Source organism: Ferribacterium limneticum (assembly GCF_020510585.1).
Lineage (GTDB): Bacteria > Pseudomonadota > Gammaproteobacteria > Burkholderiales > Rhodocyclaceae > Azonexus.
Genome location: NZ_CP075190.1, coordinates 273135 through 300085 on the forward strand (window position 1 = coordinate 273135; position 26951 = coordinate 300085).

Annotated in this window: 24 protein-coding genes; 11 read left to right on the top strand and 13 right to left on the bottom strand. The window is 61.2% G+C overall.

Annotated elements, in window-relative coordinates; all coding sequences use genetic code 11:
- Positions 1 to 102 precede the first annotated feature (102 nt).
- The 8 genes from KI613_RS01300 to KI613_RS01335 all read left to right on the top strand — a co-directional run bounded on the left by KI613_RS01300 (position 103) and on the right by KI613_RS01335 (position 12683).
- Positions 103 to 1740, top strand: coding sequence for an acyl-CoA synthetase (locus KI613_RS01300; RefSeq protein ID WP_226403431.1), 1638 nt, complete (start codon positions 103 to 105; stop codon positions 1738 to 1740).
- A gap of 67 nt (positions 1741 to 1807) precedes the next feature.
- Positions 1808 to 2557: an electron transfer flavoprotein subunit beta/FixA family protein gene (locus tag KI613_RS01305; RefSeq protein ID WP_226403432.1), complete on the top strand. Its 750-nt coding sequence runs from the start codon at positions 1808 to 1810 to the stop codon at positions 2555 to 2557.
- A 2-nt stretch (positions 2558 to 2559) separates the two neighbouring features.
- Entirely contained in the window at positions 2560 to 3489 is a 930-nt protein-coding gene (locus tag KI613_RS01310) for an electron transfer flavoprotein subunit alpha/FixB family protein (RefSeq protein ID WP_226403433.1), read from the top strand.
- Positions 3490 to 3512: 23 nt separating this feature from the next.
- Positions 3513 to 5291: an acyl-CoA dehydrogenase C-terminal domain-containing protein gene (locus KI613_RS01315; protein WP_226403434.1), complete on the top strand. Its 1779-nt coding sequence runs from the start codon at positions 3513 to 3515 to the stop codon at positions 5289 to 5291.
- Between the two features lie 2 nt (positions 5292 to 5293).
- Positions 5294 to 6937: an electron transfer flavoprotein-ubiquinone oxidoreductase gene (locus KI613_RS01320; RefSeq protein WP_226403435.1), complete on the top strand. Its 1644-nt coding sequence runs from the start codon at positions 5294 to 5296 to the stop codon at positions 6935 to 6937.
- 101 nt (positions 6938 to 7038) lie between these two features.
- Positions 7039 to 7353 carry a DUF485 domain-containing protein gene (locus KI613_RS01325; protein WP_226403436.1) on the top strand — a complete coding sequence of 105 codons (315 nt, stop codon included), beginning with the start codon at positions 7039 to 7041 and terminating at the stop codon, positions 7351 to 7353.
- A complete protein-coding gene (locus tag KI613_RS01330; protein WP_226403437.1) occupies positions 7350 to 9017 on the top strand; it encodes a cation acetate symporter in 1668 nt (555 codons plus the stop codon). Before KI613_RS01325 ends, KI613_RS01330 begins: the two co-directional genes overlap by 4 nt.
- A 231-nt stretch (positions 9018 to 9248) precedes the next feature.
- Complete coding sequence (locus KI613_RS01335) at positions 9249 to 12683, top strand: bacteriohemerythrin (protein WP_226403438.1); 3435 nt, start codon at positions 9249 to 9251, stop codon at positions 12681 to 12683.
- 106 nt (positions 12684 to 12789) lie between these two features.
- On the opposite strand, the gene clpX is transcribed toward KI613_RS01335, so the two are convergent.
- From clpX to minC, 4 genes are read right to left on the bottom strand one after another with little or no spacing between them, the layout of a single operon-like run.
- Complete coding sequence (gene clpX / locus KI613_RS01340; protein WP_226403439.1) at positions 12790 to 13788, bottom strand: ATP-dependent Clp protease ATP-binding subunit ClpX; 999 nt, start codon at positions 13786 to 13788, stop codon at positions 12790 to 12792.
- A 40-nt stretch (positions 13789 to 13828) separates the two neighbouring features.
- Positions 13829 to 14086 (bottom strand): cell division topological specificity factor MinE, encoded by a 258-nt coding sequence (gene minE / locus KI613_RS01345; RefSeq protein ID WP_011286046.1) that lies wholly within the window; start codon positions 14084 to 14086, stop codon positions 13829 to 13831.
- Position 14087: 1 nt separating this feature from the next.
- Positions 14088 to 14903 carry a septum site-determining protein MinD gene (minD, locus tag KI613_RS01350; protein ID WP_226403440.1) on the bottom strand — a complete coding sequence of 272 codons (816 nt, stop codon included), beginning with the start codon at positions 14901 to 14903 and terminating at the stop codon, positions 14088 to 14090.
- Positions 14904 to 14954: 51 nt separating this feature from the next.
- Positions 14955 to 15728 (bottom strand): septum site-determining protein MinC, encoded by a 774-nt coding sequence (gene minC, locus KI613_RS01355; RefSeq protein ID WP_226403441.1) that lies wholly within the window; start codon positions 15726 to 15728, stop codon positions 14955 to 14957.
- Between the two features lie 152 nt (positions 15729 to 15880).
- Here minC and gpmI point away from each other — a divergent pair, with 152 nt between their 5' ends.
- Positions 15881 to 17521, top strand: a complete 1641-nt coding sequence (gene gpmI, locus KI613_RS01360) for a 2,3-bisphosphoglycerate-independent phosphoglycerate mutase (protein ID WP_226405660.1) — start codon at positions 15881 to 15883, stop codon at positions 17519 to 17521.
- 109 nt (positions 17522 to 17630) lie between these two features.
- On the opposite strand, the gene KI613_RS01365 is transcribed toward gpmI, so the two are convergent.
- The 7 genes from KI613_RS01365 to KI613_RS01395 all read right to left on the bottom strand — a co-directional run bounded on the left by KI613_RS01365 (position 17631) and on the right by KI613_RS01395 (position 20820).
- Positions 17631 to 17837, bottom strand: a complete 207-nt coding sequence (locus KI613_RS01365) for a hypothetical protein (RefSeq protein ID WP_226403442.1) — start codon at positions 17835 to 17837, stop codon at positions 17631 to 17633.
- Between the two features lie 71 nt (positions 17838 to 17908).
- Positions 17909 to 18157 carry a transcriptional regulator gene (locus KI613_RS01370; RefSeq protein ID WP_226403443.1) on the bottom strand — a complete coding sequence of 83 codons (249 nt, stop codon included), beginning with the start codon at positions 18155 to 18157 and terminating at the stop codon, positions 17909 to 17911.
- 377 nt (positions 18158 to 18534) lie between these two features.
- The gene (locus tag KI613_RS01375) at positions 18535 to 19050 is read right to left on the bottom strand and encodes a phasin family protein (RefSeq protein ID WP_226403444.1); all 516 of its coding nucleotides are present in this window, start codon (positions 19048 to 19050) and stop codon (positions 18535 to 18537) included.
- Between the two features lie 150 nt (positions 19051 to 19200).
- Positions 19201 to 19467: a DUF2164 domain-containing protein gene (locus KI613_RS01380; protein WP_226403445.1), complete on the bottom strand. Its 267-nt coding sequence runs from the start codon at positions 19465 to 19467 to the stop codon at positions 19201 to 19203.
- Positions 19464 to 19994, bottom strand: a complete 531-nt coding sequence (locus KI613_RS01385; protein WP_226403446.1) for a low molecular weight protein-tyrosine-phosphatase — start codon at positions 19992 to 19994, stop codon at positions 19464 to 19466. The genes KI613_RS01380 and KI613_RS01385 overlap by 4 nt, the downstream gene beginning before the upstream one ends.
- Positions 19995 to 20009: 15 nt before the next feature.
- Complete coding sequence (locus KI613_RS01390) at positions 20010 to 20369, bottom strand: hypothetical protein (protein WP_226403447.1); 360 nt, start codon at positions 20367 to 20369, stop codon at positions 20010 to 20012.
- Positions 20370 to 20397: 28 nt separating this feature from the next.
- Positions 20398 to 20820: a hypothetical protein gene (locus tag KI613_RS01395; protein ID WP_226403448.1), complete on the bottom strand. Its 423-nt coding sequence runs from the start codon at positions 20818 to 20820 to the stop codon at positions 20398 to 20400.
- 231 nt (positions 20821 to 21051) lie between these two features.
- Here KI613_RS01395 and KI613_RS01400 point away from each other — a divergent pair, with 231 nt between their 5' ends.
- Positions 21052 to 21810: a TerC family protein gene (locus KI613_RS01400; protein WP_226403449.1), complete on the top strand. Its 759-nt coding sequence runs from the start codon at positions 21052 to 21054 to the stop codon at positions 21808 to 21810.
- Positions 21811 to 21813: 3 nt separating this feature from the next.
- Here the strand turns inward: KI613_RS01400 and KI613_RS01405 are convergent, their stop codons facing one another.
- Together KI613_RS01405 and KI613_RS01410 are read right to left on the bottom strand one after the other, a co-directional pair.
- The gene (locus tag KI613_RS01405) at positions 21814 to 22377 is read right to left on the bottom strand and encodes a DUF1439 domain-containing protein (RefSeq protein WP_226403450.1); all 564 of its coding nucleotides are present in this window, start codon (positions 22375 to 22377) and stop codon (positions 21814 to 21816) included.
- 9 nt (positions 22378 to 22386) lie between these two features.
- On the bottom strand, positions 22387 to 23466 hold the full coding sequence (locus KI613_RS01410; RefSeq protein WP_226403451.1) for an AraC family transcriptional regulator: 1080 nt from the start codon (positions 23464 to 23466) through the stop codon (positions 22387 to 22389).
- A 141-nt stretch (positions 23467 to 23607) separates the two neighbouring features.
- On the opposite strand from KI613_RS01410, the gene icmF reads away from it, so the two are divergent.
- Positions 23608 to 26871 carry a fused isobutyryl-CoA mutase/GTPase IcmF gene (gene icmF / locus KI613_RS01415; RefSeq protein WP_226403452.1) on the top strand — a complete coding sequence of 1088 codons (3264 nt, stop codon included), beginning with the start codon at positions 23608 to 23610 and terminating at the stop codon, positions 26869 to 26871.
- Positions 26872 to 26951 lie beyond the last annotated feature (80 nt).

Here is a 26951-nt window from a genome sequence, read left to right on the forward strand (position 1 = left end):
CTGCCAATAGTTGCGCAAGAGTGTTTTGCCAACATCACGATCAATAAAAATACTTGCGCCTACGAGAACAGCACTCGGCAAGAAATCGTGAGGAGATAAATCTTGGTTAACCCGTATTCCGTCGGGCTGGAGCAAAATCCGGCCAATTTCGTCGCACTGTCGCCGCTCAGCTTCATCGAGCGCTCGGCCTTCGTTTACCCGAAACGCGTTTCGGTCATCCAGGGCGCGCGCCAATACACCTGGAAGGAAAGCTACGACCGTAGCCGCCAGCTTGCCTCGGCGCTGAAGAATCGGGGCATCGGCAAGGGTGACACGGTCGCCGCCATGCTGCCCAACACGGCTTCGATGTTCGAATGCCATTTCGGCGTGCCGATGACCGGCGCCGTGCTCAATACCCTGAACACCCGCCTCGACGCCGAAGCCATTGCCTTCATGCTGGCCCACGGCGAAGCCAAGGTGCTGATCACCGACCCCGAATTCTCGACCATCGTCAAGGCCGCGCTGGCACTGCTCGAAGGGCCGAAGCCGCTGGTCATCGACAGTCTCGACCCCGATTTCACCAGCGGCGAGTCGCTCGGCGAAAAGACATACGAAGACTTCCTCAAGGAAGGCGAGCCCGATTTCAAGTGGAGCCTGCCCGACGACGAGTGGGATGCCATCGCCCTGAACTACACCTCGGGTACCACCGGCAATCCGAAGGGCGTCGTCTATCACCATCGCGGCGCTTACCTCAATGCCGCTTCCAACATCATTTCCTGGGGCATGCCGCCGCATGCGGTGTACCTCTGGACGCTGCCGATGTTCCACTGCAACGGCTGGTGCTTCCCCTGGACGCTGGCCGCCAATGCCGGCACCAGTGTCTGTCTGCGCAAGGTCGATCCGGCCCTGATCTTCAACCTGATCAAGGCGCACAAGGTCACCCATATGTGCGGCGCGCCGATTGTATGGGGCATGATGATCAACTCGCCCGACAGCCTCAAGGAAGGCATAGCCCACCAAGTCAATGGCCTGATCGCCGGCGCCGCCCCTCCGGCTGCGATCATCGAAGGCTGCGAGAAGATGGGCTTCAACATCACCCATGTTTACGGCCTGACCGAAACCTACGGCCCGGCTGCCGTCTGCGCCAAGCACCCGGAATGGGACAAGCTGCCGATCGACCTGCGCGCTGCCCGCAACGGCCGCCAGGGCGTGCGCTACCACATGCAGGAAGGCATAGAGGTCCGTGACACGGTCAGCATGGAGCCGGTGCCATGGGATGGCGAGACGATGGGCGAAATCATGTTCAAGGGCAACCTGGTCATGAAGGGCTACCTCAAGAATCCGAAGGCGACCGAAGAAGCCTTCGAAGGCGGCTGGTTCCATACCGGCGACCTCGCGGTCGTGCATAGCGACGGCTACGTCAAGATCAAGGATCGTTCCAAGGACATCATCATCTCCGGCGGCGAGAACATCTCGTCGCTCGAAGTCGAGGACGTGCTCTACCGCCACCCGGCGGTCGTGGCTGCCGCCGTTGTCGCCAAGCCCGACGAGAAGTGGGGCGAAGTACCGGCGGCCTTCGTCGAACTCAAGGCCGATGCGAGCTGCAGCGAAGCCGAGATCATCGAGCACTGCCGTGCCCACCTGGCCCGCTTCAAGGTCCCCAAGCAGGTCGTGTTCGGCGAACTGCCGAAGACCTCGACCGGCAAGATCCAGAAGTACGTCCTGCGTCAGCACGCCAACTCCGTGCTCGCCATCGAGTAGTTCTTGCGTTTTCCCTGCCGAGCTTACCGCCGGCAGGGCTTTTTACAAAAAAGCAGGAGACATCCCTATGAAGATTCTCGTACCCGTAAAACGAGTCGTTGATTACAACGTCAAGGTCCGCGTCAAGGCCGATGGCACCGGTGTTGACCTGGCCAACGTCAAGATGAGCATGAACCCCTTCGACGAAATCGCCATCGAAGAAGCCGTGCGCCTCAAAGAAGCCGGCATCGCGACGGAAGTCATTGCCGTCTCCTGCGGCGTCGCCGCCTGCCAGGAAACCCTGCGCACCGCCATGGCCATCGGTGCCGACCGCGGCATCCTCGTCGAAACCGATGTCGAACTCCAGCCACTGGCTGTCGCCAAGCTCTTGAAGGCCCTCTGCGACAAGGAACAACCGCAACTCGTCATCTGCGGCAAACAAGCCATCGACGACGACGCCAACCAGACCGGCCAGATGCTCGCCGCCCTGCAAGCCTGGCCGCAAGCCACCTTCGCCTCCAAGGTCGTCATCGCCAATGGCAAAGCCACCGTCACCCGCGAAATCGACGGCGGCCTCGAAACCCTCGAAATCACCCTGCCGGCTGTCGTCAGTACCGACCTGCGCCTCAACGAACCGCGCTACGCCACGCTCCCCAACATCATGAAAGCCAAGAAAAAGCCGCTCGACACCGTCAAGCCGGCCGACCTTGGCGTCGACGTCACGCCGCGCCTGACCACCCTCAAGGTCGCCGAACCCGCCAAGCGCAGTGCCGGCATCCGGGTCGCCGACGTCGCCGAACTGGTCAACAAACTCAAGAACGAAGCCAAGGTGATCTGATCATGACCATTCTCGTTATCGCCGAACACGACCACCAACAGCTAAAAGCTGCCACCCTCAACACCGTCGCTGCTGCAGTGAAAATCGGTGGCGACATCCACGTCCTCGTCGCCGGCACCAACTGTGCGGCCGCCGCCCAGGAAGCCGCCACCCTCAGCGGTGTCAGCACCGTCAAGGTCGCCGATGCTGCCCACTACCAGAGCCAGACCGCCGAGAACCTGACCGCGCTGATCATTGCCCACGTCGCGGGCTACAGCCACATCCTCGCCCCGGCCACCACCTTCGGCAAGAACCTCATGCCGCGCGTTGCCGCCTTGCTCGATGTCGCACAGATCTCCGAAATCACCGGTGTCGACAGCCCGGACACCTTCGTCCGCCCGATCTACGCCGGGAATGCCCTGGCCACCGTGCAGAGCGCTGACAAGGTCAAAGTCATCACCGTCCGCACGACAGCATTTGATGCGGTCAACCGGGAAAATGCCGCAAAAATCGAAAGCATCAGTCCGGCCGCCGATACCGCCCAAAGCACCCTGACCCACCGCGAACTGACCAAGTCCGAGCGGCCCGAACTCGGCGCCGCCAAGATCATCGTCTCTGGTGGGAGAGGACTGGGCAGTGGCGAGAACTACCACAAGCTGCTCGAACCGCTCGCCGACAAGCTCGGTGCCGCCCTCGGTGCATCCCGCGCTGCCGTCGATGCCTGCTTCGTCCCGAACGACTACCAGGTCGGCCAGACCGGCAAGATCGTCGCCCCGCAGCTCTACATCGCCGTCGGCATCTCGGGCGCCATCCAGCATCTGGCTGGCATGAAAGAGTCGAAAGTCATCGTCGCCATCAACAAGGATCCCGATGCACCAATCTTCCAGGTGGCGGATTACGGCCTCGTGGCCGATCTGTTCGAAACCATTCCGGCCCTCGTCGCCGCCGTCTAAACAAGAAACACGGAGATAAACCCATGAGTACCTATATCGCCCCGATTCGCGACATGCAGTTCGTCCTCAACGAAGTGGCCGGCCTCGAAGAAATCTGCGCCCTGCCCGGTAACGAGGAGTGTTCCGTCGATCTCGTCGAGTCCATTCTCGACGAAGCCTCCAAGTTCGCCACCGGCGTTCTCGACCCGATCAACAGCGTCGGCGACCGTGTCGGTCACGTCTGCAAGGACGGCGTCGTGACCACGGCGCCCGGTTTCAAGGAAGCCTACAAGCTGTTCGCCGAAACCGGCTGGAACTCCATGCCCTTCTCGCCGGAGTACGGTGGCCAGGGCCTGCCGGCCGTCGTCTCGATGGCGGTCAATGAAATGTGGAAGGGCGCCAACATGGCCTTCGGCCTGTGCCCGATGCTGACCGGCGGCGCCATCGAAGCCATCGCCCACCACGCTTCCGACGAACTCAAGCAGAAGTACCTGCCGAAGATGATCGAAGGCACGTGGACCGGCACGATGAACCTGACTGAGCCGAACGCCGGTTCCGATCTGGCCGCCATTTCCTCCAAGGCCAAGGCCGTCGGCGATGGCAGCTACCTGATCAGCGGCACCAAGATCTTCATCACCTGGGGCGAGCATGATGTCGCCGAGAACATCGTTCACCTCGTGCTGGCCCGCCTGCCGGACGCACCGCCGGGACTGAAGGGGATTTCGCTCTTCCTCGTGCCGAAGTTCCTGGTCAATGCCGACGGCTCGCTGGGCAAGCGCAATGACCTGATCTGCGCTTCGATCGAACACAAGCTCGGCATCCACGGCAGCCCGACCGCCGTCATGTCCTACGGCGAAAACGAAGGCGCTGTCGGCTACCTGATCGGCGACGAGAACAAGGGCATCGGCTACATGTTCACGATGATGAACCACGCCCGCGTCAACGTCGGCCTCGAAGGCGTCGGCATCGCCGAGCGCGCCTACCAGCACGCCCTGTGGTACGCCCGTGAGCGAGTGCAAGGCGCCCCGGTTGGCGACAAATCCGGCGTCAAGAAACCTATCCTTCATCACCCGGATGTCCGCCGCATGCTCATGGACATCAAGTCTCGCACCGAAGCCATGCGCACGCTGGCCTACTACACCGCCGCCAACATCGACCGCGCCCATGCCGGCAATGCCGCCGCTCAGGCCCGTGTCGACCTGCTGACCCCGGTGGTCAAGGGCTGGAGCACGGAGCAGGGCGTCGAGCTGTCGTCGACCGCGCTGCAGGTCTTCGGTGGTGTCGGCTTCGTCGAAGAAACGGGTGCTGCCCAGTACTACCGCGACTCGCGCATCACGACCATCTACGAAGGCACGACCGCCATTCAGGCCAACGACCTGGTCGGCCGCAAGCTGGCTCGCGAAAAGGTGCCGGGCGCTGCCATGAAGGCGCTGGTCGCCGAAATGTCGGTGACTGCTCAGGAACTGGAAGGCCATGCCCAACTGGGCGGCATCGCAGCCCATCTGAAAAATGGCATTAATGCCCTGTCGACCGCAGCCGACTGGATCGTCGCCAACTACGAGAGCAATCCGCAGGCTGTCCATGCCGGTTCCGTGCCTTTCCTCAAGCTGACTGGCATCGTCGTTGGCGGCTGGCTCATGGCCAAGTCGGCGGCGATTGCCGTCAAGCACATCGCCGACGGCACGACCGATGACTTCTACAAGGCCAAGCTGGCCACGGCCAACTACTTCGCCGCCCACCAGCTGCCGTTCGCCGCTGCCTACTCCGCCGAAATGACCGGCGGTGCAGAGTCGGTGTTCGCCCTGCCTGAAAACCTGTTCTGATCATGACCATGCGCACCGATCGCGATGCGATGGAATACGATGTCGTGATCATCGGCGGTGGCCCTTCGGGGCTGTCGTCGGCGATCCGCATCAAGCAACTGGCCGAGCAGGCCGGCAAGGAAGTCTCGGTCTGCCTGCTCGAAAAGGGCTCGGAAATCGGCGCCCATATCCTGTCCGGCGCCGTGCTCGAACCGCATGCGCTGGCCGAACTTTTTCCCGACTGGCAGGACCGCGGTGCGCCGCTCAACACGCCGGCCGGTGAAGACAGGCTGCTGTATCTGACGGAAGCGGGCGCTTACAAACTGCCGACGCCGCCGCAGATGGGCAACCACGGCAACTACATCATCAGTCTGGGCAATCTGGCCCGCTGGCTCGGTGAGCAGGCCGAGGCGCTCGGCGTTGAAATCTACCCAGGCTTTGCCGCAGCCGAAGTGCTTTACCACGAGGACGGCTCGGTCAAGGGCGTCGCCACCGGCGACCTCGGCATCGGCAAGGATGGCCAGCCCGGCCATAACTTCCAGCCCGGCATGGAGTTGCATGCCAAGCAGACCATCTTCGCCGAAGGCTGCCGTGGCTCGCTGACCAAGGAACTGTTCGCCAAATTCAATCTGCGCGATGGCGTCGATCCGCAAACCTACGGTATCGGCATCAAGGAACTGTGGGAAGTCGATCCGGCCAAGCATCAGCCGGGGCTGATCGTGCACACCGTCGGCTGGCCGCTGCAATCGGATACCTACGGCGGTTCCTTCCTCTATCACCTGGAAAACAACCTCGTCGCCATCGGCATGGTCGTCGGTCTGGATTACAAGAATCCGTGGCTGTCGCCGTACGAAGAGTTCCAGCGCTACAAGACGCATCCGGCCATTCGTGGTTTCTTCGAAGGCGGCCGCCGCATTTCCTACGGCGCCCGGGCGCTCTCCGAAGGTGGTTACCAGTCCGTCCCCAAGCTGACCTTCCCGGGCGGCCTGCTCATCGGCGACACGGCCGGCTTCCTCAACGTGCCCAAGATCAAGGGCACGCACATGGCAATGAAGTCCGGCATGGTCGCCGCCGAAGCCGTCTTCGAGCATCTGGCCAAGGAAAACGCCGGGGCGGAAGCCACCGAGTACGCCGAGCAGATCAGGAAGTCGTGGTTGTGGGACGAGCTCTACCAGGTGCGCAACATCCGCCCGGCCTTCAAGTGGGGTCTGTGGGGCGCGCTGGCTTACGGTGCGATCGACACCTACGTCTTCAGGGGCAAGGCGCCGTGGACTCTGCATCACCACGACGACCACACGCAGCTCGGCGACAAGAACAGTCATCCAAAGATTGCCTACCCGAAGCCGGATGGTCAGCTGACTTTCGACCGCCTGTCCTCGGTCTTCCTCTCGGCCACCAACCATGAGGAAAACCAGCAGACGCATCTGCGCCTCAAGGACGAAAGCATCGCCATCAGCGTCAATTACGCCAAATACGGTTCGCCGGAAACGCGTTACTGCCCGGCCGGCGTGTACGAAATCCTCGGCGAGGAGGAGGGCAAGCCACGGCTGCAGATCAACGGGCAGAACTGCCTGCATTGCAAGACCTGCGACATCAAGGACCCGACCCAGAACATCAACTGGACGGTGCCGGAAGGTGGCGGTGGGCCGAACTATCCAAATATGTAGGTCACACCGAGTTGGCCGGGCAATCCCACGGTCAACCGGAAAAAAACACAAAAACGAGAACAGCACTGCCGTTTCAACTACCCATCAATTTAGGAGGGATCATGTCTCAACCCAATATCCAGGCAAGGATCCGGAGCAATCCGAAATTTGCCGAAATGGTCGGCAAGCGCACGCGCTTCGCGATCATCCTTTCCCTCGTCGTGCTGGTGCCGTACTACACCTTCATGATGATCACCGCCTTCAACCCGGCCTGGCTCGCCCAGCCGATCAGCGAGGGCAACATCATCACCCTCGGCTGGCCGATCGGCGTCTTCCTTGTCGTCGGCGCCTGGCTGACCACCGGCATCTACATCAGCCGCGCCAATGGCGAATTCGATGCGCTCAACGAGCAGATCCTCAGGGAGTCCGCCAAATGAAGCGCTCGCTTATCGCACTGATCGCCGGCAGCCTGATCGCTTTTGCCGCCATCGCCGCCCCCGGCACGCTGGAAGGCGTGCAGAAACAGCCGATCAATGTCAGCGCCATCGCCATGTTCCTGGTCTTCGTGCTGTTCACCCTCGGCATCACCTACTGGGCTTCCAAACGGAACAAGTCGACGGCCGACTTCTACACCGCCGGTGGCGGTATCACCGGCTTCCAGAACGGCCTGGCCATCGCTGGCGACTACATGTCGGCGGCGACCCTGCTCGGCCTGACCTCGCTGGTCTATGCCAAGGGTTTCGACGGTTTCATCTACACCATCAGCTTCTTCGTCGGCTGGCCGATCATCCTCTTCCTGATGGCTGAACGGCTGCGCAATCTCGGCAAATTCACCTTTGCCGACATCGCTTCCTACCGCCTCGACCAGAACCGCATCCGCACCTTTGCCGCCTTTGGCTCGCTGACCGTGGTCTGCTTCTACCTGATCGTCCAGATGGTCGGTGCCGGCCAACTGATCCAGCTGCTCTTCGGTCTGGAATACACCTACGCCGTAATCGCTGTCGGCCTGCTGATGATGGTTTACGTCACCTTCGGCGGCATGACTGCGACCACCTGGGTGCAGATCATCAAGGCCTGCCTGCTGCTCGGTGGTGGTACGACGCTGATGCTGCTCGCCTTCAGTCGCTTCGATTTCTCCTTCGATAACCTGTTCACCCAGGCCGTAGCCGCCCACAAGGCCGGCATCAAGATCATGGCTCCGGGTTCGCTGATGGCCGATCCGGTCTCCGCCGTGTCGCTGTCGCTGGCCCTGCTCTTCGGTACGGCCGGCCTGCCGCACATCATGATGCGTTTCTTCACCGTGCCGAACGCCAAGGAAGCTCGCAAATCGGTGTTTTACGCCACCGGTTTCATCGGTTTCTTCTTCCTCGTCGTGATCATCCTGGGCGTGTCGTCCATAGTCATCGTCGGCCAGGACCCGCAGTTCTTCGAAGGCGGCGTTATCGGCGGCAAGCTGGTCGGTGGCGGCAACATGCCGGTCATGCACCTGGCCAAGGCCGTCGGTGGTGACGTATTCCTCGGCTTCCTGTCGGCCGTCGCCTTCGCCACCATCCTCGCCGTCGTCTCCGGTCTGGCCCTGGCTGGCGCTTCGGCCATCGCCCATGACCTCTACGCCCGGGTGATCAAAAAGAATCTGGCGACCAGCGAACAGGAAATGCGCGTCACCAAGATCGCCTCGGTTGGCATCGGCATTGTCGCCATCCTGCTCGGTCTGCTCTTCCGCGACCAGAACATCGCCTTCCTCGTCGCGCTGACCTTCGGCGTCGCCGCTTCGGTCAATTTCCCCATCCTCATCCTGTCCATGTACTGGAAAGGCCTGACGACGCGCGGCGCACTGTGGGGCGGCATTGCCGGCCTGCTTTCCGCCGTCGGTCTGGTCATCCTGTCGCCGGCCGTCTGGGTCAAGGTGCTGGGCAACGCCCAGGCCATCTTCCCCTACGACCACCCGGCCATCATCTCGATGACGACAGCTTTCTTCGTCACCTGGCTCGGCTCGGTTACCGACAAGAGCGCCCGCGCCGCCAGCGAAGCCGAAGCCTTCGAGGAGCAGTACATCCGCGCCCAGACCGGGCTCGGTGCCGCCGGCGCCCACGCCCACTAGTCACTCTGCGGGCGAGATACGGGAGAACCACGCCCGTTGTCTCATCCCTTTCGGGGCCTTCGGGCCCCTTTTTTTTGTCCTGGCTGGTCTGGTCGGGTGGAATGCCACGATTCGTCGAGGCCCGGAACCGCCGGAAGGATCACCACCCAGCCTGAACGAAGGATTAGAATTACCCCTTAGCGCCTGAATCCGCAGACGGTTTTGCCTTCCACTCCCCCGGTGTCCTCTCAGATGATTTCAATCGATATTTTCCCCTGGGATGACAACTTCAATACGGGACTGCCCACGGTCGATGAGCAGCATCGCAATCTGGTCCGCCTGCTCAATCTTCTGGCCGGCCATGTTGCCTTCAAGTCCCATGAACTGACGCTTGATCGCCTGTTCGACGAACTGGCCGAGTACGCGGTCTACCATTTCGAGTCGGAAGAGGCGATCTGGCGCGAGTATCTGCTCGACGACCCCGGCGAGGCAGCGCACCGCAAGACCCATGTCGCCTTCGTCCAGGAAGTCGCACGCATGCGCCAGGGATTGGCCTCGCGCCCCCTGATGGAAGTGGCCGAGGAGACGCTCGGCTTTCTCGCCCGCTGGCTCGCCTCGCACATTCTTGAGACCGACCGCTACATGGCCTACACCGTTCTGGCCATCAGGGACGGATTGTCTGTCGATGCGGCGAAAATCCGCGCCAAGGAGCAGATGGGCGGCACGACGCGAACGCTGATCGACATCATCCTGGCGATCTACAGCACCTTGTCGAGCAATACCCTGCGGCTCATGCGCGAACTGGCCGAACACCGCCAGGCGGAGACTGCGCTGAATCAGGCCAAAGCCGCGCTGGAAGAGTCGAAAAGTGTTCTGCAGACCATCGTCGATGCCGTTCCGGTGCGCATCTTCTGGAAAGATCGGGACCTCAACTACCTGGGCTGCAATCCCGTTTTTGCCAGGGATGCCGGCAAGGAGTCACCTCAGGAATTGATCGGCCGGAGCGATTATGAAATGGGCTGGGCGCCCGAAGCCGATCTGTATCGCGCCGATGATCGCAAAGTCATCGACTCGGGCATCCCCAAGCTCAACTACGAGGAGCCGCAGACAACGCCGGACGGGAAAACCATCTGGCTGCGCTCTTCCAAGGTGCCCCTCAAGGGCGGCAACAACGAGACCATTGGTGTCCTCGGCATCTACGATGACATCACCGAGCGCAAGTTCGGGGTTGAGGCGCTCAGGCAGAGCGAGCAAAAATTCCATAACCTGTACGCGGCGATGACCGAGGGTGTGGCGCTGCATGAACTGATCCTCGATGGGGCGGGGCGGCCGGTCGATTATCGGCTGCTCGACGTCAATCCGGCCTACGAATCGATTCTCGGAACCACCCGGCAGGCTGTCGTCGGCCGGCTGGCCAGCGAGGTCTATGGCGTCGTGCCCTTCCTTGAGCAATATGCCAAAGTCGCCTTGACCGGCCAGCCACTCCAGTTTCAGCCGAACTTCGCACCGCTCGGGAAAACCTTTTCCATTTCGGTCTTTTCGCCGGCCGCCAACCAGTTCGCGACAGTCTTCGAGGACGCCACGGAAAAGAGCCGGGCCGAAGAAGGGCTGCGCGAAAGCGAAGAGCGGCTGCGCCTGGCCTTGCACGCGGCCAATCAGGCCTGGTTCGACCTCGACCTGAGCACCGGGGCGGTCGTCGTCAGTCCGAACTACGCGCGGATGCTGGGCGAGGAGGCGGGTGAGTTCAAATCCAGCCTGGCCAACTGGCTCGAGCAGATTCATCCCGACGATCTCCAGACGGTCAGGCAGCAATTCGATCGCTGCCTCAAGGAAACGGGGTCGCAAACCATTGAGTACCGTCGGCGGACGCGTACGGGCGACTGGATCTGGATACAGTCGGTCGGCGAGGTGGTGCAGTGGGATGGCGAGAATCGGCCGAAGCGCATGATCGGCATCCATACCGACATTTCCGAGCGCAAAAAGTCGCTGTACGAACAAAACAGGCTCAATCGCGCCTTGCGCCTGCTCAGCGAATGCAATCTGGCGCTGGTCAGAAATGACAGCGAGATGCAGCTTCTCAACGATGTTTGCCATTTGATCGTCAAGGCCGGTGGCTACATGAGTGCCTGGGTCGGCTATGCCGAACACGATGCGGCAAAAACCGTTCGCCCGGTCGCCGAGTCGGGCTGCGAGCCGGGTTATCTGGAGAAGGCCCGAATTTTCTGGGATGGCGTCAGCAAATACGCCGACGGTCCGACGGCCCGGGCGATACATTCCGGACAGCCGCAAATCAACCAGGCCTTGCAAGCCAACAATCGACAGGAGCCCTGGCGTCGCGCCGCGATCGGGCAAGGTTATCAGGCCGCCATTGCCCTGCCGCTCAAGCACGGCGAAAGCATCCTCGGCGGCTTGTGCGTTTATGCTGCCGAGGCCCATGCCTTCGGACCCGAAGAGGTCAGCTTGCTTGAGGAACTGGCGTCCAACCTGAGCTTTGGCATCATCGGTCTGCGTACCCGCGTCGAGCGTGAAAAGGCGGAGGCGGCCAATAAAGCCAAAAGCTCGTTCATCGCCAACATGTCGCACGAGATACGCACGCCGCTCAACGCCATCAGCGGCATGGTGCACCTGCTGCGCCGTTCCGGCGTCACCGCGGAACAGGACAGCCGTCTCGAAAAAATCGATACGGCCGGTCAGCATCTGCTCGAAATCATCAATGCCGTGCTCGACCTTTCGAAAATCGATGCCGACAAGCTCGAACTTGAAGACAGCGCCATTGATCTCAACGCCATCCTCGACAACGCCGCGGCCATGGTTCAGGAAAAAGCCCAGGCAAAGAATGTGGCCTTGCTGGTCAGCCGTGTCCCGGCGCTGTCGTTGAGGGGCGATCAGACGCGCCTGCAGCAGGCCGTGCTGAACTACCTGTCGAATGCCGTCAAATTTACCGATGCCGGCCAGATCGAGCTCGGCTGCCGGGTTGTTGACGCTACGCCGGATGATGTACTGATCCGCATCGAAGTCCGGGACAGCGGTATCGGCATTTCGTCGGAAGCCTTGCCCCGGCTCTTTTCCGCTTTTGAGCAGGCGGACAATTCGACGACGCGCAAGTACGGCGGGACCGGCTTGGGCCTGGCCATCACCCGGAAAATCGCTCAGTTGATGCACGGTGATGCCGGGGCCGAAAGCCTTCTTGGCGGCGGCAGCACCTTCTGGTTCACGGCTCGGCTCAAACGGTCCGGCCTGGCTACGACGATGCCATTGGGAGAAGCCTCGCCGGAGGAGACCGAGGCGAGGCTGCGGCGCAATTTCGCGGGCCGGTGCGTTCTGCTCGTTGAAGACGAGCCGATCAATCAGGAAATTGCCCACATGCTGCTGGAAGACGTCGGCCTTGTTGTCGATGTCGCCAATGACGGTGTTGAGGCGATGGCTGCCGCTGCCGAGCAGTCCTACGATCTGGTGCTCATGGACATGCAGATGCCGCGGATGGATGGGCTGGAGGCCACGCAGAAAATCCGGCAACTGGCGGGATATGGTCAGACGCCGATTATCGCCATGACCGCCAATGCCTTCAGCGATGACCGGCAGCGCTGCATGGCTGCCGGGATGACCGACTTCATTGCCAAACCGGTCAATCCGGATGTCCTGTTCGCTACCTTGCTCCGGAACTTTGAATTGCCGGCGGAAAACTGAATCGGGCCTGATGTTCTGGCCGAATTGAAGCGGCCGGTCGGCTTCCGCCCGGAAATTTCATTTTTGGGCCGTTTTTCGGGTTGACCGTGGGAATTGCCGTGGCTGCTCAGCCCGTGGCAATTTCTGCGCGCTCGAACAGAGAGCGGATGACGACACGGCGGATGCCCGGATTGTCCGGCACGGCGTACATCACGTCGGTCATCATCTCCTCGAAGATGCCGCGCAGGCTGCGCGCCCCGGCCTTGTACTCGATGGCCAGCTCGGCCATCTGGCGGAAGACGTCGGGGGCGACCTGAAGATCGACGCCGTCGGCCGCCAGCATGGCGCGGAACTGGCGGTAGATGGCGTTCTTCGGCTCGGTCAGGATGCGCACCAGCATGTCCTGGGAAAGATCGTGGAGGCGGGTGACGATGGGCAGGCGGCCGGCGAATTCGGGGATCAGGCCGAATTCGAGCAGGTCGGTCGGCTTGACGCGGGCGTTCAGGCGTTCGAGGATTTTCTGGTCGTCGCCGCCGGTCGTCGAAATGAAGCCGAAGGTATGCGTCCGGGTCAGGATGTGGTCGAGCCCGACAAAGGCGCCGCCGCAGATGAACAGCACGTTGGTGGTGTCGATGTGCCGCCCGTCCTTGAGCCGTACCGGCGCGCCTTCCATGATCTTGAGCAGGGCGTGCTGGACGCTTTCACCGGAGGTGGCGCGAGCCTGGCCGCCGATGGCCTTGAGCTTGTCGACTTCATCGACGAAAACGATGCCGCGCTGGGCAAGCTCGATATCACCGCTGGCGCGGTCGAGCAGTCGATGCAGGATGGCTTCGATCTCGTCGCCGACAAACTGCGTCTGGGCCAGCGACGTCGCGTCGGCCGTGACGAAAGGCACATCGAGAATGCGGGCCAGCGTTTCGCAAAGAAGAGTCTTGCCGGTGCCGGTCGGGCCGATGAGCAGGATGTTGCTTTTGGTCAGCTCGACGCTGTCCACCGCCGCATTCGCCGCCATGCGCCGGAAGTGGGCGTAAATGGCAACGGCCAGCGTGCGCTTGGCCTCTTCCTGTCCGATGACGTGTTCGGAAAGCTGGCGGACGATCTCGCTGGGTTTGAGCTGGCTGGACATCGGGGCATCCTCGTGGCGGAATGCCCCGATGCTAGTCTTCTCAGCCCTTTTCGGGAAGGACGATATTGACTTCGAGGACTTCGTAATTGCCCTGTTTTTCGAGTGAAACGCGAATGTCCTCGGTGTTCACCTTGACGTACTTGGAGATCACGGCGATCAGCTCGCGTTGCAGGTCAGGCAGGAAATTGGCGCTGCTGCCGCCGCCATCGCGTTCGTGCGCGATGATCAGTTGCAGGCGCTCCTTGGCCAGATGGGCGGTTTTCGGCTTGTTGCCGAAGAGCATCGAAAGCAGCGACATCTCACTTGCCTCCGAACAGGCGCTTCAGCAGGCCCGGCTTGACGTAATCGACGAAACGCAACGGCTTGTCCTCGCCGAGGAAGCGGGCGATCACGTCGTTGTAGGCCTCGGCCGCGTCGGTATCCTTCTGGTGGATGACCGGCGAGCCCTGGTTGGAGGCCTGCAGGACTTCTTCTGATTCCGGAATGACGCCGATGATCGGCACCCGCAGGATTTCCTGGATGTCCTTGTACGACAGCATTTCGCCGGCCTCGACGCGGGTCGGGTTGTAGCGCGTGATGAGCAGGTGTTCCTTGATCGGGTCGCGGCCTTCGATGGCGCGGCGCGACTTGGCCTGCAGGATGCCGAGGATGCGGTCGGAGTCGCGCACCGAAGAAACTTCCGGATTGGTCACGACGAGCGCTTCGTCGGCGAAAGTCAGGGCCATGATGGCGCCCGATTCGATACCGGCCGGCGAGTCGCAGACGATGTACTCGAACCCTTGGTGTTCGAGTTCCTTGATGACTTTCTCGACACCTTCCTCGGTCAGCGCATCCTTGTCGCGCGTCTGCGAGGCGGGCAGCACGTAGAGGTTGTCGGCGTGCTTGTCCTTGATCAGCGCCTGGGTCAACGTCGCTTCGCCGTTGATGACGTTGATCAGGTCATAAACGACGCGGCGTTCGCAGCCCATGATCAGATCGAGATTGCGCAGGCCGACGTCGAAGTCGATGACGGCCGTCTTGAAGCCGCGCTGGGCGAGGCCGGTGGAAAAACTGGCGCTGGTGGTGGTCTTGCCGACCCCGCCCTTGCCGGAAGTTACGACGATGATTCTGGTCACGTGAGTTCTCGCTGGGTAAGTTATGAAAAGGAGTCGCGTCGAAACGCGCGATTAACGGAGCGCCAAGGCGGCGACGGTCAGGCGGCTTTCGCCACCTTCCTCAGTCAGGCAGACGGTCGCCGGCTGGCGGGCGAGTTCGGCCGGTACGCCGGCCTCGAAAGTTCGATAGATGCCGGCCACGGAAACGAGTTCCGCTTCCAGGCAGGTGGTGAAGATGCGCGCCGTCTTGTCGCCGCTGGCGCCAGCCAGGGCGCGGCCACGCAGTGGCGCATAAATGTGGATGTTGCCATCGGCAATGACCTCGGCGCCGGCGCTGATCATCGCTGTAACGATCAGGTCGCCGCCCTTGGCGTAGAAACGCTGGCCGGAACGCAAGGGCTTGTCGAGCGTGATGGTGCGCGGGGCCGGTTCGGGGGCGGGTTGCGGGGCGCTGATCGGGGCAGCTTCCTGTGCGGTGGCGGGCGGTGGCGCTTCGGCAGTTTTTGGGCGGGCCGTGCTGCGGCCCAGTGCATCGGCGCCAACGGCCGGCAGGCCGGCGGCAAGCGCCGTGCTGGCCAATTCTTCCGGCAGGCCGCGCGTCGCGATGGCGTGCAGGCCGGAACCGCGCAGCAAATCGCAAATAGCCGGCCAGTCGGGGTTATCAGTCAGCGTCTCCTCGGCGTGACTGAAATCGAGAACGGCCAGCTCGTTTTCGAAAAAATCCGGGCTGTTGCCGGTCAGTTCGCCCAGTGCGGCGTGCAGCGTGGCGAGATCGGTGGTGCGGAGTTGCGTCTGGATGATCTTGAGCGAAGTGCCCTTGAACTGAATCGGTGCGTCTTTGGCCATGCCTGCTGCTGTTGTGCAAAGTGGATGGCGATTATCCCATAGCCGGGCGGCGCAAAAAATGAAACTCGAGTGACTGGCGTCTCTGGCCGCGCCAGTCTCGCGGCATGACGTGCGGAGCAGGTAAAATGACGACTTTTGCCGAAAGCCAGCCCATGCTGAACAAGCTCTCCGCCTTCCCCGGTGTTCACGGCCCGGTGGTCATTATCGTCATGGACGGCTACGGTCTGCCCAAGACCGATGTCGGCAGCGCCATCGCCGCCGCCCGCAAGCCGACGCTCGACCGCCTCTTCGCCAATTACCCGAACATCCGCCTGCGCGCCCACGGTACCGCTGTCGGCATGCCGTCCGACGACGACATGGGCAATTCGGAGGTCGGCCACAATGCCATCGGCGCCGGTCAGGTTTATAGCCAGGGTGCTTCGCTGGTCTCCAACGCGATTGCCTCCGGCGCCATCTGGCAGGGCGAGGCCTGGCAGCAGATCATTGCCGGCGCCAAGGCCGGTCGCGGCGTGTTGCATTTGCTGGGGCTGTTCTCCGACGGCAACGTGCACAGCCATATCGACCATCTCAAAGCCATGGTCGTCCAAGCCAAGGCTGAAGGCATCAAGACCGTGCGCGTGCACGCCCTGCTTGATGGCCGCGATGTGCCGGAAACCAGTGCGCTCGATTACGTCGTACCGTTTGAAGCCTTCCTCGCCGAGATTAGCGCCGACGGCTTCGATGCCCGCATCGCCTCGGGCGGCGGGCGTCAGTACATCACCATGGATCGCTACGACGCCAACTGGGCGATGGTCGACAAGGGCTGGAAGACGCACGTGCTCGGCCTCGGCACGCAGTTCCCGAATGCGACTGCTGCGGTCAACGGCCTGCGCGAGCAGAATCCGGGCACCATCGACCAGGATTTGCCGGAATTCGTCATCGCCGACAACGGCAAGGCCATCGGCACCATCGAGGATGGCGATTCGGTCGTCTTCTTCAACTTCCGCGGCGACCGCGCCATCGAAATCACGCGCGCCTTCGAGGAAGCGGCTTTCGACAAGTTCGACCGTGTTCGGGCGCCGAAGGTGACCTACGCCGGCATGCTGCAATACGACGGCGACTTGAAGCTGCCGGCCCGCTTCCTGGTCGCTCCGCCGGCGATCAAGGACACCACGGGCGAATGGTTCGCCAAGTCGGGCATCGCCCAGTTCGCCTGTTCGGAAACGCAGAAATTCGGCCACGTCACCTATTTCTGGAACGGCAACCGTTCCGGCAAGTTCGACGGCGAAACCTGGCAGGAAGTCCCGAGCGACGTTGTGCCCTTCGAGCAGCGGCCGTGGATGAAGGCGGCCGAAATCGCCGACGCGATGATCGCCGCCCTGCAGTCCGGCCAGTACCGGACGCTGCGCTGCAATTTCGCCAACGGCGACATGGTCGGCCACACCGGCAATTTCTACGCCGCAACGCTGGCCGTCGAAGCCGTCGATCTGTCGCTGGCCCGTGTTTTGCAGGCCGTCGACGCGGCGGGTGGCGTGGCGCTGATCACGGCCGACCACGGCAACGCCGACGAAATGTTCGAACTGGACAAGAAGACCAAGCAGCCGGCGCTGAACAAGGACGGCTCATTCAAGGCCAAGACGGCGCATACGCTGAATCCCGTGCCGCTGATCCTTTACGACAACGTGAGCGGCGGCAAACTGGGCCTGAAACAGACGGAAACGGCTGGCCTGTCGAACATCGCTGCCACCGTCGCCAACCTGCTCGGGCTGGAGAAGCACTCCGCCTGGGACGACAGCGTGCTCGTCGTCAAATAAGGAATTCCTGCGCAAGAAAATGGGCATCCGGCCAAGTGGCGGACGCCCATTTCATTTTTTGCGTTTATTTCCGGTTGACCGTGGGCGGCACGTCCGGACGTCAGAAAACTCAGGTTTTCGACTTGGCCTGCGCTTTTTCCAGTTCGGCCAATAGTTTTAGCGCCCGCTCGCGGTTCTTTTCCTTGGCGGCGGCGCGTTCGTCCACATTGGCGGCTTCGTCCTGCGACGCCTTGATCAGCGCCTCGTGCGGTGTCAGGCCGCCGAGGGCGGCGTTGAGCATGCGCTCGACTTTTTCGTCGAGATCTTTTTCCGGCATCGGAATCTCCATTCGGATCTGCGGCGGATTTGGCCGTTTATCCTGAGCGGGAAAAGGCCAAACCCCTGTCGTTACTTGACGCCTGGTTTCCGGCCCGGCGCTGGGCGTGGAATATACCCTGAAATCCGGCATTGAAATCCTTCTATCGCCTTGCCTTTGACGTAGCTGGTCACGCTGCAGCGCGAAATGTCGCCGCGGGCTGACAGTTCGGTCAGCGAGGCGCGAACCTCGGCCAGGGGCATATTGATGGCTGCAGCAATATCGAAATCGAGCAACTGGCCATGCTTCTTGAGGTGTTCGAGAACTTTTGTGGCGTGCATCAGGATTCCTTTCCATGGCCTGGCCGGGTTTCGCTTCCGCGCCATGACGCGGTATGGATGGCCGGCTTCGGCAGTAAAACAAACACCGTCCTTTGTTGCACCTGCACAACTAGCCGGGCAAGGCAAAACAAAAAAAGAAGCCCGCACGGGGCGGGCTTAAATCCATTTCTTGGAGGAGATGGAGGAGACAAGGTTCATTATGCCCCTAGGTATTGTGCACTGCAACATGTTTTGTGTATCAAATTGTGTCAACGCTTTGTCCGGGCCTGACTGATCGCTGCTTTCGCTGGCTATATCTATGTTTCGGGCGATTCAACGTGGACGAAAAAAGCCCCGCGGCAGGCGCGGGGCTCTTTATTTCGGGAGGCCCGAAAGAATTACTTGGACTTCTTGGTGACGGCAGCCATGTTGGCTTGAGCTGCGTCAGTGAATTGCTTGGTGATGGTGCTCATGTTGCCGAAAGCGGAGTTGGCAGCAGCGATGGCGCTCTGAATCGCCGCAACAGCACCTTCGGAACCGGCCGGAGCGGACTTGGTAGCCTTTTCGACCATCTCGGCCATGGACTTCTGGAAGTCGCCGAACTGGGCTTCGACCATCTTGGCCAGATCCTGTTGGGTCTGGGCAGTGATTTCATAGACGGAACGCGAGTAGGCAACGGCCTTCTCGACAGCCGGCTGGGCCAGGGCGGTTTGAGCGGCGAGGGCTTCCTTCGGATCCTTGGCACCCATGACCGACTTGACGCCGGAAACGGTATCTTCCAGAGCCGCGCGGGCGGTGTTCAGGTTCAGGGCAGCGATGCGCTCGGCAGAGGCCAGGGCGGTGTTGGCAACAGACAACAGGGAGTCAACGGTTGCTTTGTTGGCGGCGGCGAATTGCTCAGGATTGATGGACATGTGTTGTCTCCAGAAAGGGTTATCGATGTGTTCGGCGCGGAGTATAACGCACTATTTGGAAAAATTGTGCACTGCAGCAATTTTAGGTGTGAGCCTATTCGAGCGGCGAACGCATCGTGGCGCTGTAGTGGTATTCAGTGGGCAGCCGGCTCACTTCCGTTTTCGCGCAGAGCTTTGCCAATACTGGAACTCAGCTTCATGGATCTCGATATCCAGTTCCATGACTATGGCCTGCATGCGGCTTTGCACATCCGCCACAGCCTGGTTGTAGACGACCGGCCCAATCTCCTTGAGGAAAAATCCAAGCAGGGCGCCAGCCCCCAGATTGCCGATTTCCTCATCCATGTTTTCCTCGAAATAGCGCTGGATGGAGGTGATGGCTGCCGTCGTCGCTTCCCTGGAGATTTCGATGCTCATCGTTGCATTGTCCGTTGTGAGAAATCCGCTGCCTTGCCGGTGGCTGGCTCGAGCTGTCGCTTGAATTCCTCGAGCAAACCGGTGGCCGCATCCTCGATCAAGTCGAGAACCAGCTCGAAGCGTCCGCCGAGGGTGAGATAAGGATCCGGAACCTCGTCTTCGCTGAAGCGCGTTGCATAGTCCATGAGCAGCCTGATCCGCATCAACTGTTCTTCTGTCGCCATGCGGCGCAGGTTATACAGGTTGGTCCGGTCCATCGCCAGGATCAGGTCGAAGTATTCCATATCCTGCCAGCCCACCTTTCGGGCGCGGATTGATGAAAGGTCGTAGCCCCTGGCCGACGCCACGCGCTGGCTGTTGGTATCGCAGGCGTCACCGGCACGATAACCGTGGGTTCCGGCGGAAGACACTTCGATCCGGTCGCCAAGACAGTTCCTCTCGATCAACTGGCGCAGCACAGCCTCGGCTGTCGGCGAGCGACAGACATTGCTCATACACACACAGAGGATGCGGAAAGGGGTTTTCATCCGGTCGCGAGCTTGTTACTTCACGTTTCGTTCGCGCACGATGGGCGGCACGAATTTCACCGAAAACCGCCAGCCTTCCGGGGTGGCTTTGAGGAGCAGGGATTTGGACTTGGCCCCGGCATCGAACGCCGGTTCATCGCCGAGCAGTTCGATGGCGCCAATGCCCTTGATGACGCAGGCGCCGGGAAGCGTAACGAAAGCCGATTCGGCAGCGACCAGAACGAACTGCCCCTCGCGGGACTCCGAGCAGGACAAACCTTTCGGCACGGCCGACGGGTTCTGTTTCCAGCTCAGGCGCAGTGCCTCCAGAGCGCTGCCGAGTTCTTCAGTGATTTTCGCGGCGAGGGTGACTTCGCGCGACTTGGCGTGATTCATTCAAGTTCTCCTGTGTTTCTGTGGCCGATCAAAGCCAGGCTTGCCAGCGGCCGAGTCCCAGCATCAGGAGTATCGGCAGGTAGGGAAAAGCGACGGTCGGGCGGCAGGCGTTGACGATATAGCCGACGATCAACGCGCCGCTACCTGGTCGGCTGGCGGTCCACCCGGTATGCAGCTGCATGGCCGGCTGCGTCGTGCCAGGCTGACTGAGCAGTGCCTCGACGCCGAGCAGGCGATCGGCCAGCCGCGACTGATAAGTCTTGAAAACGCCTTCCTGCATCCAGCAAAGCAGAACCGTGAAAGCAATCCAGGTCAGTGGCAATCCGGTTGCCAGTCCGGCGATGCACAAGGCAAGGCAGGCCAGCTTGATGAGCAGGGCATTCTGTTCGTGTCGCTCGTGATTGTCCTGCAGGGTTTGCCATTCCTTGCCCAGTAAGGCCGAACTCTCCATCCTTGTGCTCCTTTGTCGCTGCCGACGCTGAGTCTACAAGGATAGCTCCTGCCGTAGCGAATGCACAGAAAATGCATTCGGAATACTTGGGGGTTGGGGCTTGCCGCGAGGGGCTTTGGATATCTGGTTTGCACGCTTCGGTTTTTTCGAAGGGTTTTTGCGATGAGCGCGATGGCTGGAAGGTCACGGGCTCCCTACAATGGCGTCTGATCAATTGTCGGTGTTATTGCCATGCTCGAATTCCTGCTCTCCCCTGAAATCTGGATCGCCTTCTTCACGCTGACCGCGCTGGAGCTGGTGCTTGGCATCGACAACATCATTTTCATTTCGATTCTGGTCGACAAGCTGCCCAGGGAAAAGCAGGAGATGGCGCGCCGCATCGGCCTGTTCCTCGCCATGTTCATGCGCATCGGCCTGTTGCTTCTGCTGTCGTGGATCGTCGGCCTGACCGAGCCGGTGCTCACGGTGTTCGGTTTCGGCATCTCCGGGCGTGACATGATCCTGATTGCCGGTGGCCTGTTCCTGATCTGGAAGAGTACTGGTGAGGTTCACCAGTTGCTTGAAGGCGAGGAGGGCGAGGCTTCTAGCAAGGTGGCCTCCAGTTTTGCCGGTGTCATCGCACAGATCATCGTGATCGATCTGGTGTTTTCCCTCGACTCGATCATCACGGCGGTCGGCATGGTCAGTGAGGTCGGCGTGATGATCGCCGCGGTCGTTGCCTCGGTTGGCCTGATGATGCTGTTCGCCCGCTCGATTGGCGAATTCGTCTCGAATCACCCGACGATCAAGATGCTCGCCCTGTCCTTCCTGGTGGTCGTCGGTGTCGTGCTGATCGCCGATGGCTTCGGCCATCATGTGCCGAAGGGTTACATCTACTTCGCCATGGCCTTCTCGGTCGGTGTCGAGATGCTCAACATCCGTATGCGCAAGAAGACTGTCAAGCCGGTCGATCTGCGTGAGCCCTATGCCCGGGAAATCGGTTTGGATTAAGCCTCAGACCGGCGACAGGATGGCGGTGACGCGGCCCGCGTCGATGCGAATCGAGCGGAGCAGCCAGCGGGCCGCTTTTTCCTGGGCGGTACCGTCTTCGCGCAGGACGTAAACCGGCTTCGAGCGGAAATAGTTGGTCATGAGCTGGGTAACGGCCTGACGAGCCATTGGCTCCGACTCGCGGCCGATGGCTTGCGACTGAACCGTATGAGCCACCGGGTTTTCCAGGAAAAAAGCCTTGCTGTTGTCGTCGTAGCGAATGCCGGATGTGCCTTCGAAGGCGACCGGCACCGGCGGGCTGCCGAGCAGCGAAACGTTGATGCGGGCGGACAGCGTGGCCTTGCCTTCCGGCGTGCCGAGAAAGATTTTCGGCGGCTCGATCAGGGACACGACAACGAGGCCGTTGCCGTAGCTTTTCTGCATCGTGCCGCTCTTTTCGACTTGTGCCTGGATGTCGGCTTCGGAGAAGTAGATTTCACGTTCGAGAAAGCCGGCGCTCCAGGCCAGGGTGCTGGCAATGAGGACCAGGGCGGTCAGCGCCGATTGCAGTTTTGTGGTCATTTTCATGCGTGTCCTTCAATTCGTTCCGACGGATTTTCCTGCCCATTTGCGCCGGTAGTGTACCGGTGCCATGCCCGTCCATTCGACAAAGGCGCGATAAAAGGCCGAGGAGTCAGCGTAGCCAAGGTCGGCGGCAACCTGGGCAATCGAATCCCGGGTCTTGGTCAGGCGGGCTAGTGCCATGTCGCGGCGCAGGGCGTCCTTGATGCCGCGGAAGCTCGAGCCTTCCTCTTCGAGTCGGCGGTGGATGGTGCGTGGCGAGAGATAGAGGCGGTCGGCGATGTCGTCGAGGCTCAAGGTTTCAGGCAGGGCGGCGCGTAGCAGATCGCGGACGCGGATGACCATTTCGCGGTCGCGCCGGTAGAGCGTGGTGATCTTGCCGGGAGCGCCCTCGAGAAAAGAGTTCAGGGCCACCTCGTCGCGGCGGATGGGCAGGTCGAGCAGGTTGGCGTTGAAGCTGGCGACCAGCGTGCCGACGCCGCCCGGGACAGTTGGGGCGAAGCGCGAGTCTTCGGTGAAGATCAGGGCGTAGTCGGCGAAGTGGGCCGGCTTGCGATAGGGGAAGATCACGCTGTCGAGTGCTATGCCGCGTCCGGCCAGCCAGCACGACAGGCCGTGCAGCAGGCGAAGCAGCCATTCGAAGGCAAAGACGCGACCGGGGTCGTCCGGGTTCTCTGAAAGTTTGCGGCTTTCGCCGATGACCAGTTCGGCTTTTCCGTGCGAACGCCTGACGCTGACGGCCAGATCGGGCAGCACGACGTGCAGGAAGCGGCTGGCCCGGCCCAGCGCTTCGGCCAGGGTCGGGGCGCTCAGGCAGCCACGGCACAGGAATTCGAAACTACCGAGGCGCATCGGCTGGGCGAACAGGCCAAAACCTTCGTCGTCGAGTTCGCGGTTCAGACGGTTGTAGAGGGCGGCGTAGCGTTCGATCGGGATCCGGCTGGCGGTGTCTGCAATATCAATCCCGGTGGCGGCCAGCAGGCGGCTTGGGTCGATCTGGCGATGCGCCAGGCCGGCCAGCATGCCAGTAACAAAACCCATGGCAACAGTAGCTTGCGTTCTGGCGGGAGAATCCGGGTTGGTGCGATGCAGCATTTTTGGCCATTTTTTCCGGTTGACCGTAACACTCTATCACCTTGGCGGAATTTGCACGATTGTCGTCATTCGCAACAATGGCGTCGGGCGAAAAGGGGCCTACCATGGTCGCCTTTCCATCTTTTCGATGAGGCTGGTGTCATGACCGATCTTTCCGTTGCCAAGAAGCTTTCCCCGTACAAGCCCAAGCACAAGGTGCGTTTTGTCACCGCCGCCTCGCTGTTCGACGGCCACGATGCCTCGATCAACATCATGCGCCGCATCCTGCAATCGACCGGGTCCGAAGTGATCCACCTCGGCCACAACCGCTCGGTGCAGGAAATCGTCAATGCCGCGCTGCAGGAAGACGTCCAGGGCATCTGCATCACCTCGTATCAGGGTGGTCACGTCGAGTTCTTCAAGTACATGATCGATCTGCTCAAAGCCAACGGCGGCGCCAACATCAAGGTCTTCGGCGGTGGTGGCGGAGTGATCGTGCCATCCGAAATCAGAGAACTGCACGACTATGGCGTGACCCGCATCTATGCGCCGGAAGATGGCGTACATATGGGGTTGCAGGGCATGATCAATGAGGTTGTGCAGAATGCTGACTTCGATGTCGCCGATGAAGGCGTGCCGAGTGTCGAGCAGGCGCTGGCCGGTTTGCAGGCCGGCGACAAGCGTCTGCTGGCTCGCCTCATCACGCTGCTCGAAAACGGCGAAGCGCCGGCCCTCAAGGAGCCGCTGCTCAAGGCCGCTGCCGCGCTCGAAACGCCGGTCCTCGGCATTACCGGTACCGGCGGTGCCGGCAAGTCATCGCTGACCGACGAACTCGTTCGCCGCTTCCGCCTCGATCAAAATGATAGCGTCAAGATCGGCATGATCTCGATCGACCCGTCGCGCAAGCGGACCGGCGGCGCCCTGCTCGGCGACCGCATCCGCATGAACGCCATCGAACATCCGAACATTTTCATGCGTTCGCTGGCTACCCGCGACACCGGTTCCGAAATTTCCGTCGCGCTGCCCGAGGTCATCGCCGCCTGCAAGCTGGCTGGTTTCGATCTGGTCATCGTCGAAACCTCCGGCATCGGCCAGGGCAATGCGGCCATCGTGCCCTTCGTCGATCTGTCGCTCTACGTCATGACGCCGGAGTTCGGCGCCGCCTCGCAACTCGAGAAGATCGACATGCTCGATTTCGCCGATTTTGTCGCCATCAACAAATTCGACCGCAAGGGTGCCGAGGATGCGCTGCGCGACGTGCGCAAGCAGTACCAGCGCAACCGCGAGGCCTTCACGACGCCGACCGACGATATGCCGGTGTTCGGCACGCAGGCTGCCCGCTTCAACGACGATGGCGTTACCGCGCTGTATCAGGCGCTGGTGCCGGCGCTGACCGAGAAGGGGCTCAAGCTCAAGCCGGGTCTGTTGCCCGTTGTTACCGTCAAACAGTCGTCGACCCAGCGCGCCATCGTGCCGGCCCAGCGCGTGCGCTATCTGGCCGAGATCGCCGACACGTTGCGCGGTTACCACGCGCATACCGAAGAACAGGTGAAGATTGCCCGCGAACGCCAGTCGCTGCGCATCTCGAAAGGCATTTTTGCCGCCTGCGACAAGTCGACCGTAGACTTTGACGAAATGGCCGCCTTCAAGGACAGCCAGCAGGATCCGAAAGCGAAGAAGCTGCTCGACATGTGGCCGGCCACCGTCGAAGCCTATGCCGGCGATGAATACGTCGTAAAAATCCGCGACAAGGAAATCCGCACCAAGCTGGTTTCCGAATCGTTGTCCGGCACCAAGATCAAGAAGGTCATCCTGCCCAAGTTCGGCGACGATGGCGAAACCCTGCGCTTCCTGATGCGCGAGAACGTTCCCGGCTCCTTCCCTTACACCGCCGGCGTCTTTGCCTTCAAGCGCGAAGGTGAGGATCCGACCCGGATGTTCGCCGGCGAAGGCGATGCTTTCCGCACCAACCGCCGCTTCAAGCGCGTTTCCGAGGGCATGCCGGCCAAGCGCCTGTCCACCGCCTTCGACTCGGTCACGCTATACGGCTGCGACCCCGACGAGCGCCCCGACATCTACGGCAAGATCGGCAATTCCGGCGTCTCGATTGCCACACTTGACGACATGAAGGTGCTCTATGACGGTTTCGATCTGGTCAATCCGACCACCTCAGTCTCGATGACCATCAACGGCCCGGCGCCGATCATCCTGGCCTGCTTCTTCAACACGGCCATCGACCAACAGATGACCAAGTTCGAACAGGACAACGGCCGCCAGCCGACCGAAGACGAAGCCGAGAAGATTCGCGAATGGACGTTGTCCACCGTGCGCGGCACCGTGCAGGCCGATATTCTCAAGGAAGATCAGGGTCAGAACACCTGCATCTTCAGCACCGAATTCGCCCTCAAGATGATGGGCGACATCCAGGAGTTCTTCGTCCATAACCAGGTGCAGAACTTCTACTCGGTGTCGATTTCCGGTTATCACATCGCCGAGGCCGGCGCCAACCCGATCAGCCAGCTCGCCTTCACGCTCTCCAACGGCTTTACCTACGTGGAAAGCTATCTGGCGCGCGGCATGAAGATCGACGATTTTGCGCCCAACCTCTCCTTCTTCTTCAGCAACGGCATGGACCCGGAATACTCGGTGATCGGCCGCGTCGCCCGCCGCATCTGGGCGGTGGCGATGAAGAACAAGTACGGCGCCAACGAACGCAGTCAGAAGCTCAAGTACCACATCCAGACTTCCGGCCGCTCGCTGCATGCGCAGGAAATGGACTTCAACGACATCCGTACGACCTTGCAGGCGCTGATTGCCATCTACGACAACTGCAACAGCCTGCACACCAACGCCTACGACGAAGCGATCACTACGCCGACGGAAGAAAGTGTGCGGCGCGCCATGGCCATCCAGCTCATCATCAACCGCGAATGGGGCGTCGCCAAGAACGAGAACCCGAACCAGGGCGCTTTCGTCATTGACGAACTGACCGATCTCGTCGAAGAGGCCGTGCTCAAGGAGTTCGAAGCCATCGCCTCGCGCGGCGGCGTGCTCGGTGCCATGGAAACCGGCTACCAGCGCGGCAAGATCCAGGAAGAATCGATGTACTACGAGCACAAGAAGCACGATGGCTCCTACCCGATCATCGGCGTGAACACCTTCCTCAACCCGAAGGGCATGGCCCAGCAGGAGATCGAACTGGCTCGTTCGAGCGAGGAAGAAAAGCAGTCGCAGATCAAGCGCCTGCGCGACTTCCAGACACGCCATGCCGCCCTGTCACCAGCCATGCTGGCCAAGCTCAAGCAGACGGTGATCGAAGATGGCAACGTCTTCGCCGTGCTGGTCGATGCGGTCAAATGCTGCTCGCTCGGCCAGATCAGCACGGCGCTCTATGAAGTCGGCGGCCAATACCGGCGCAGCATGTAAAACCTTCTTCAAAAGGAGAGCCGCGACTCCAGATTTGCAGGTTGAGAGGAGCAAACAACACGGCGAGGCTATGTACCTCG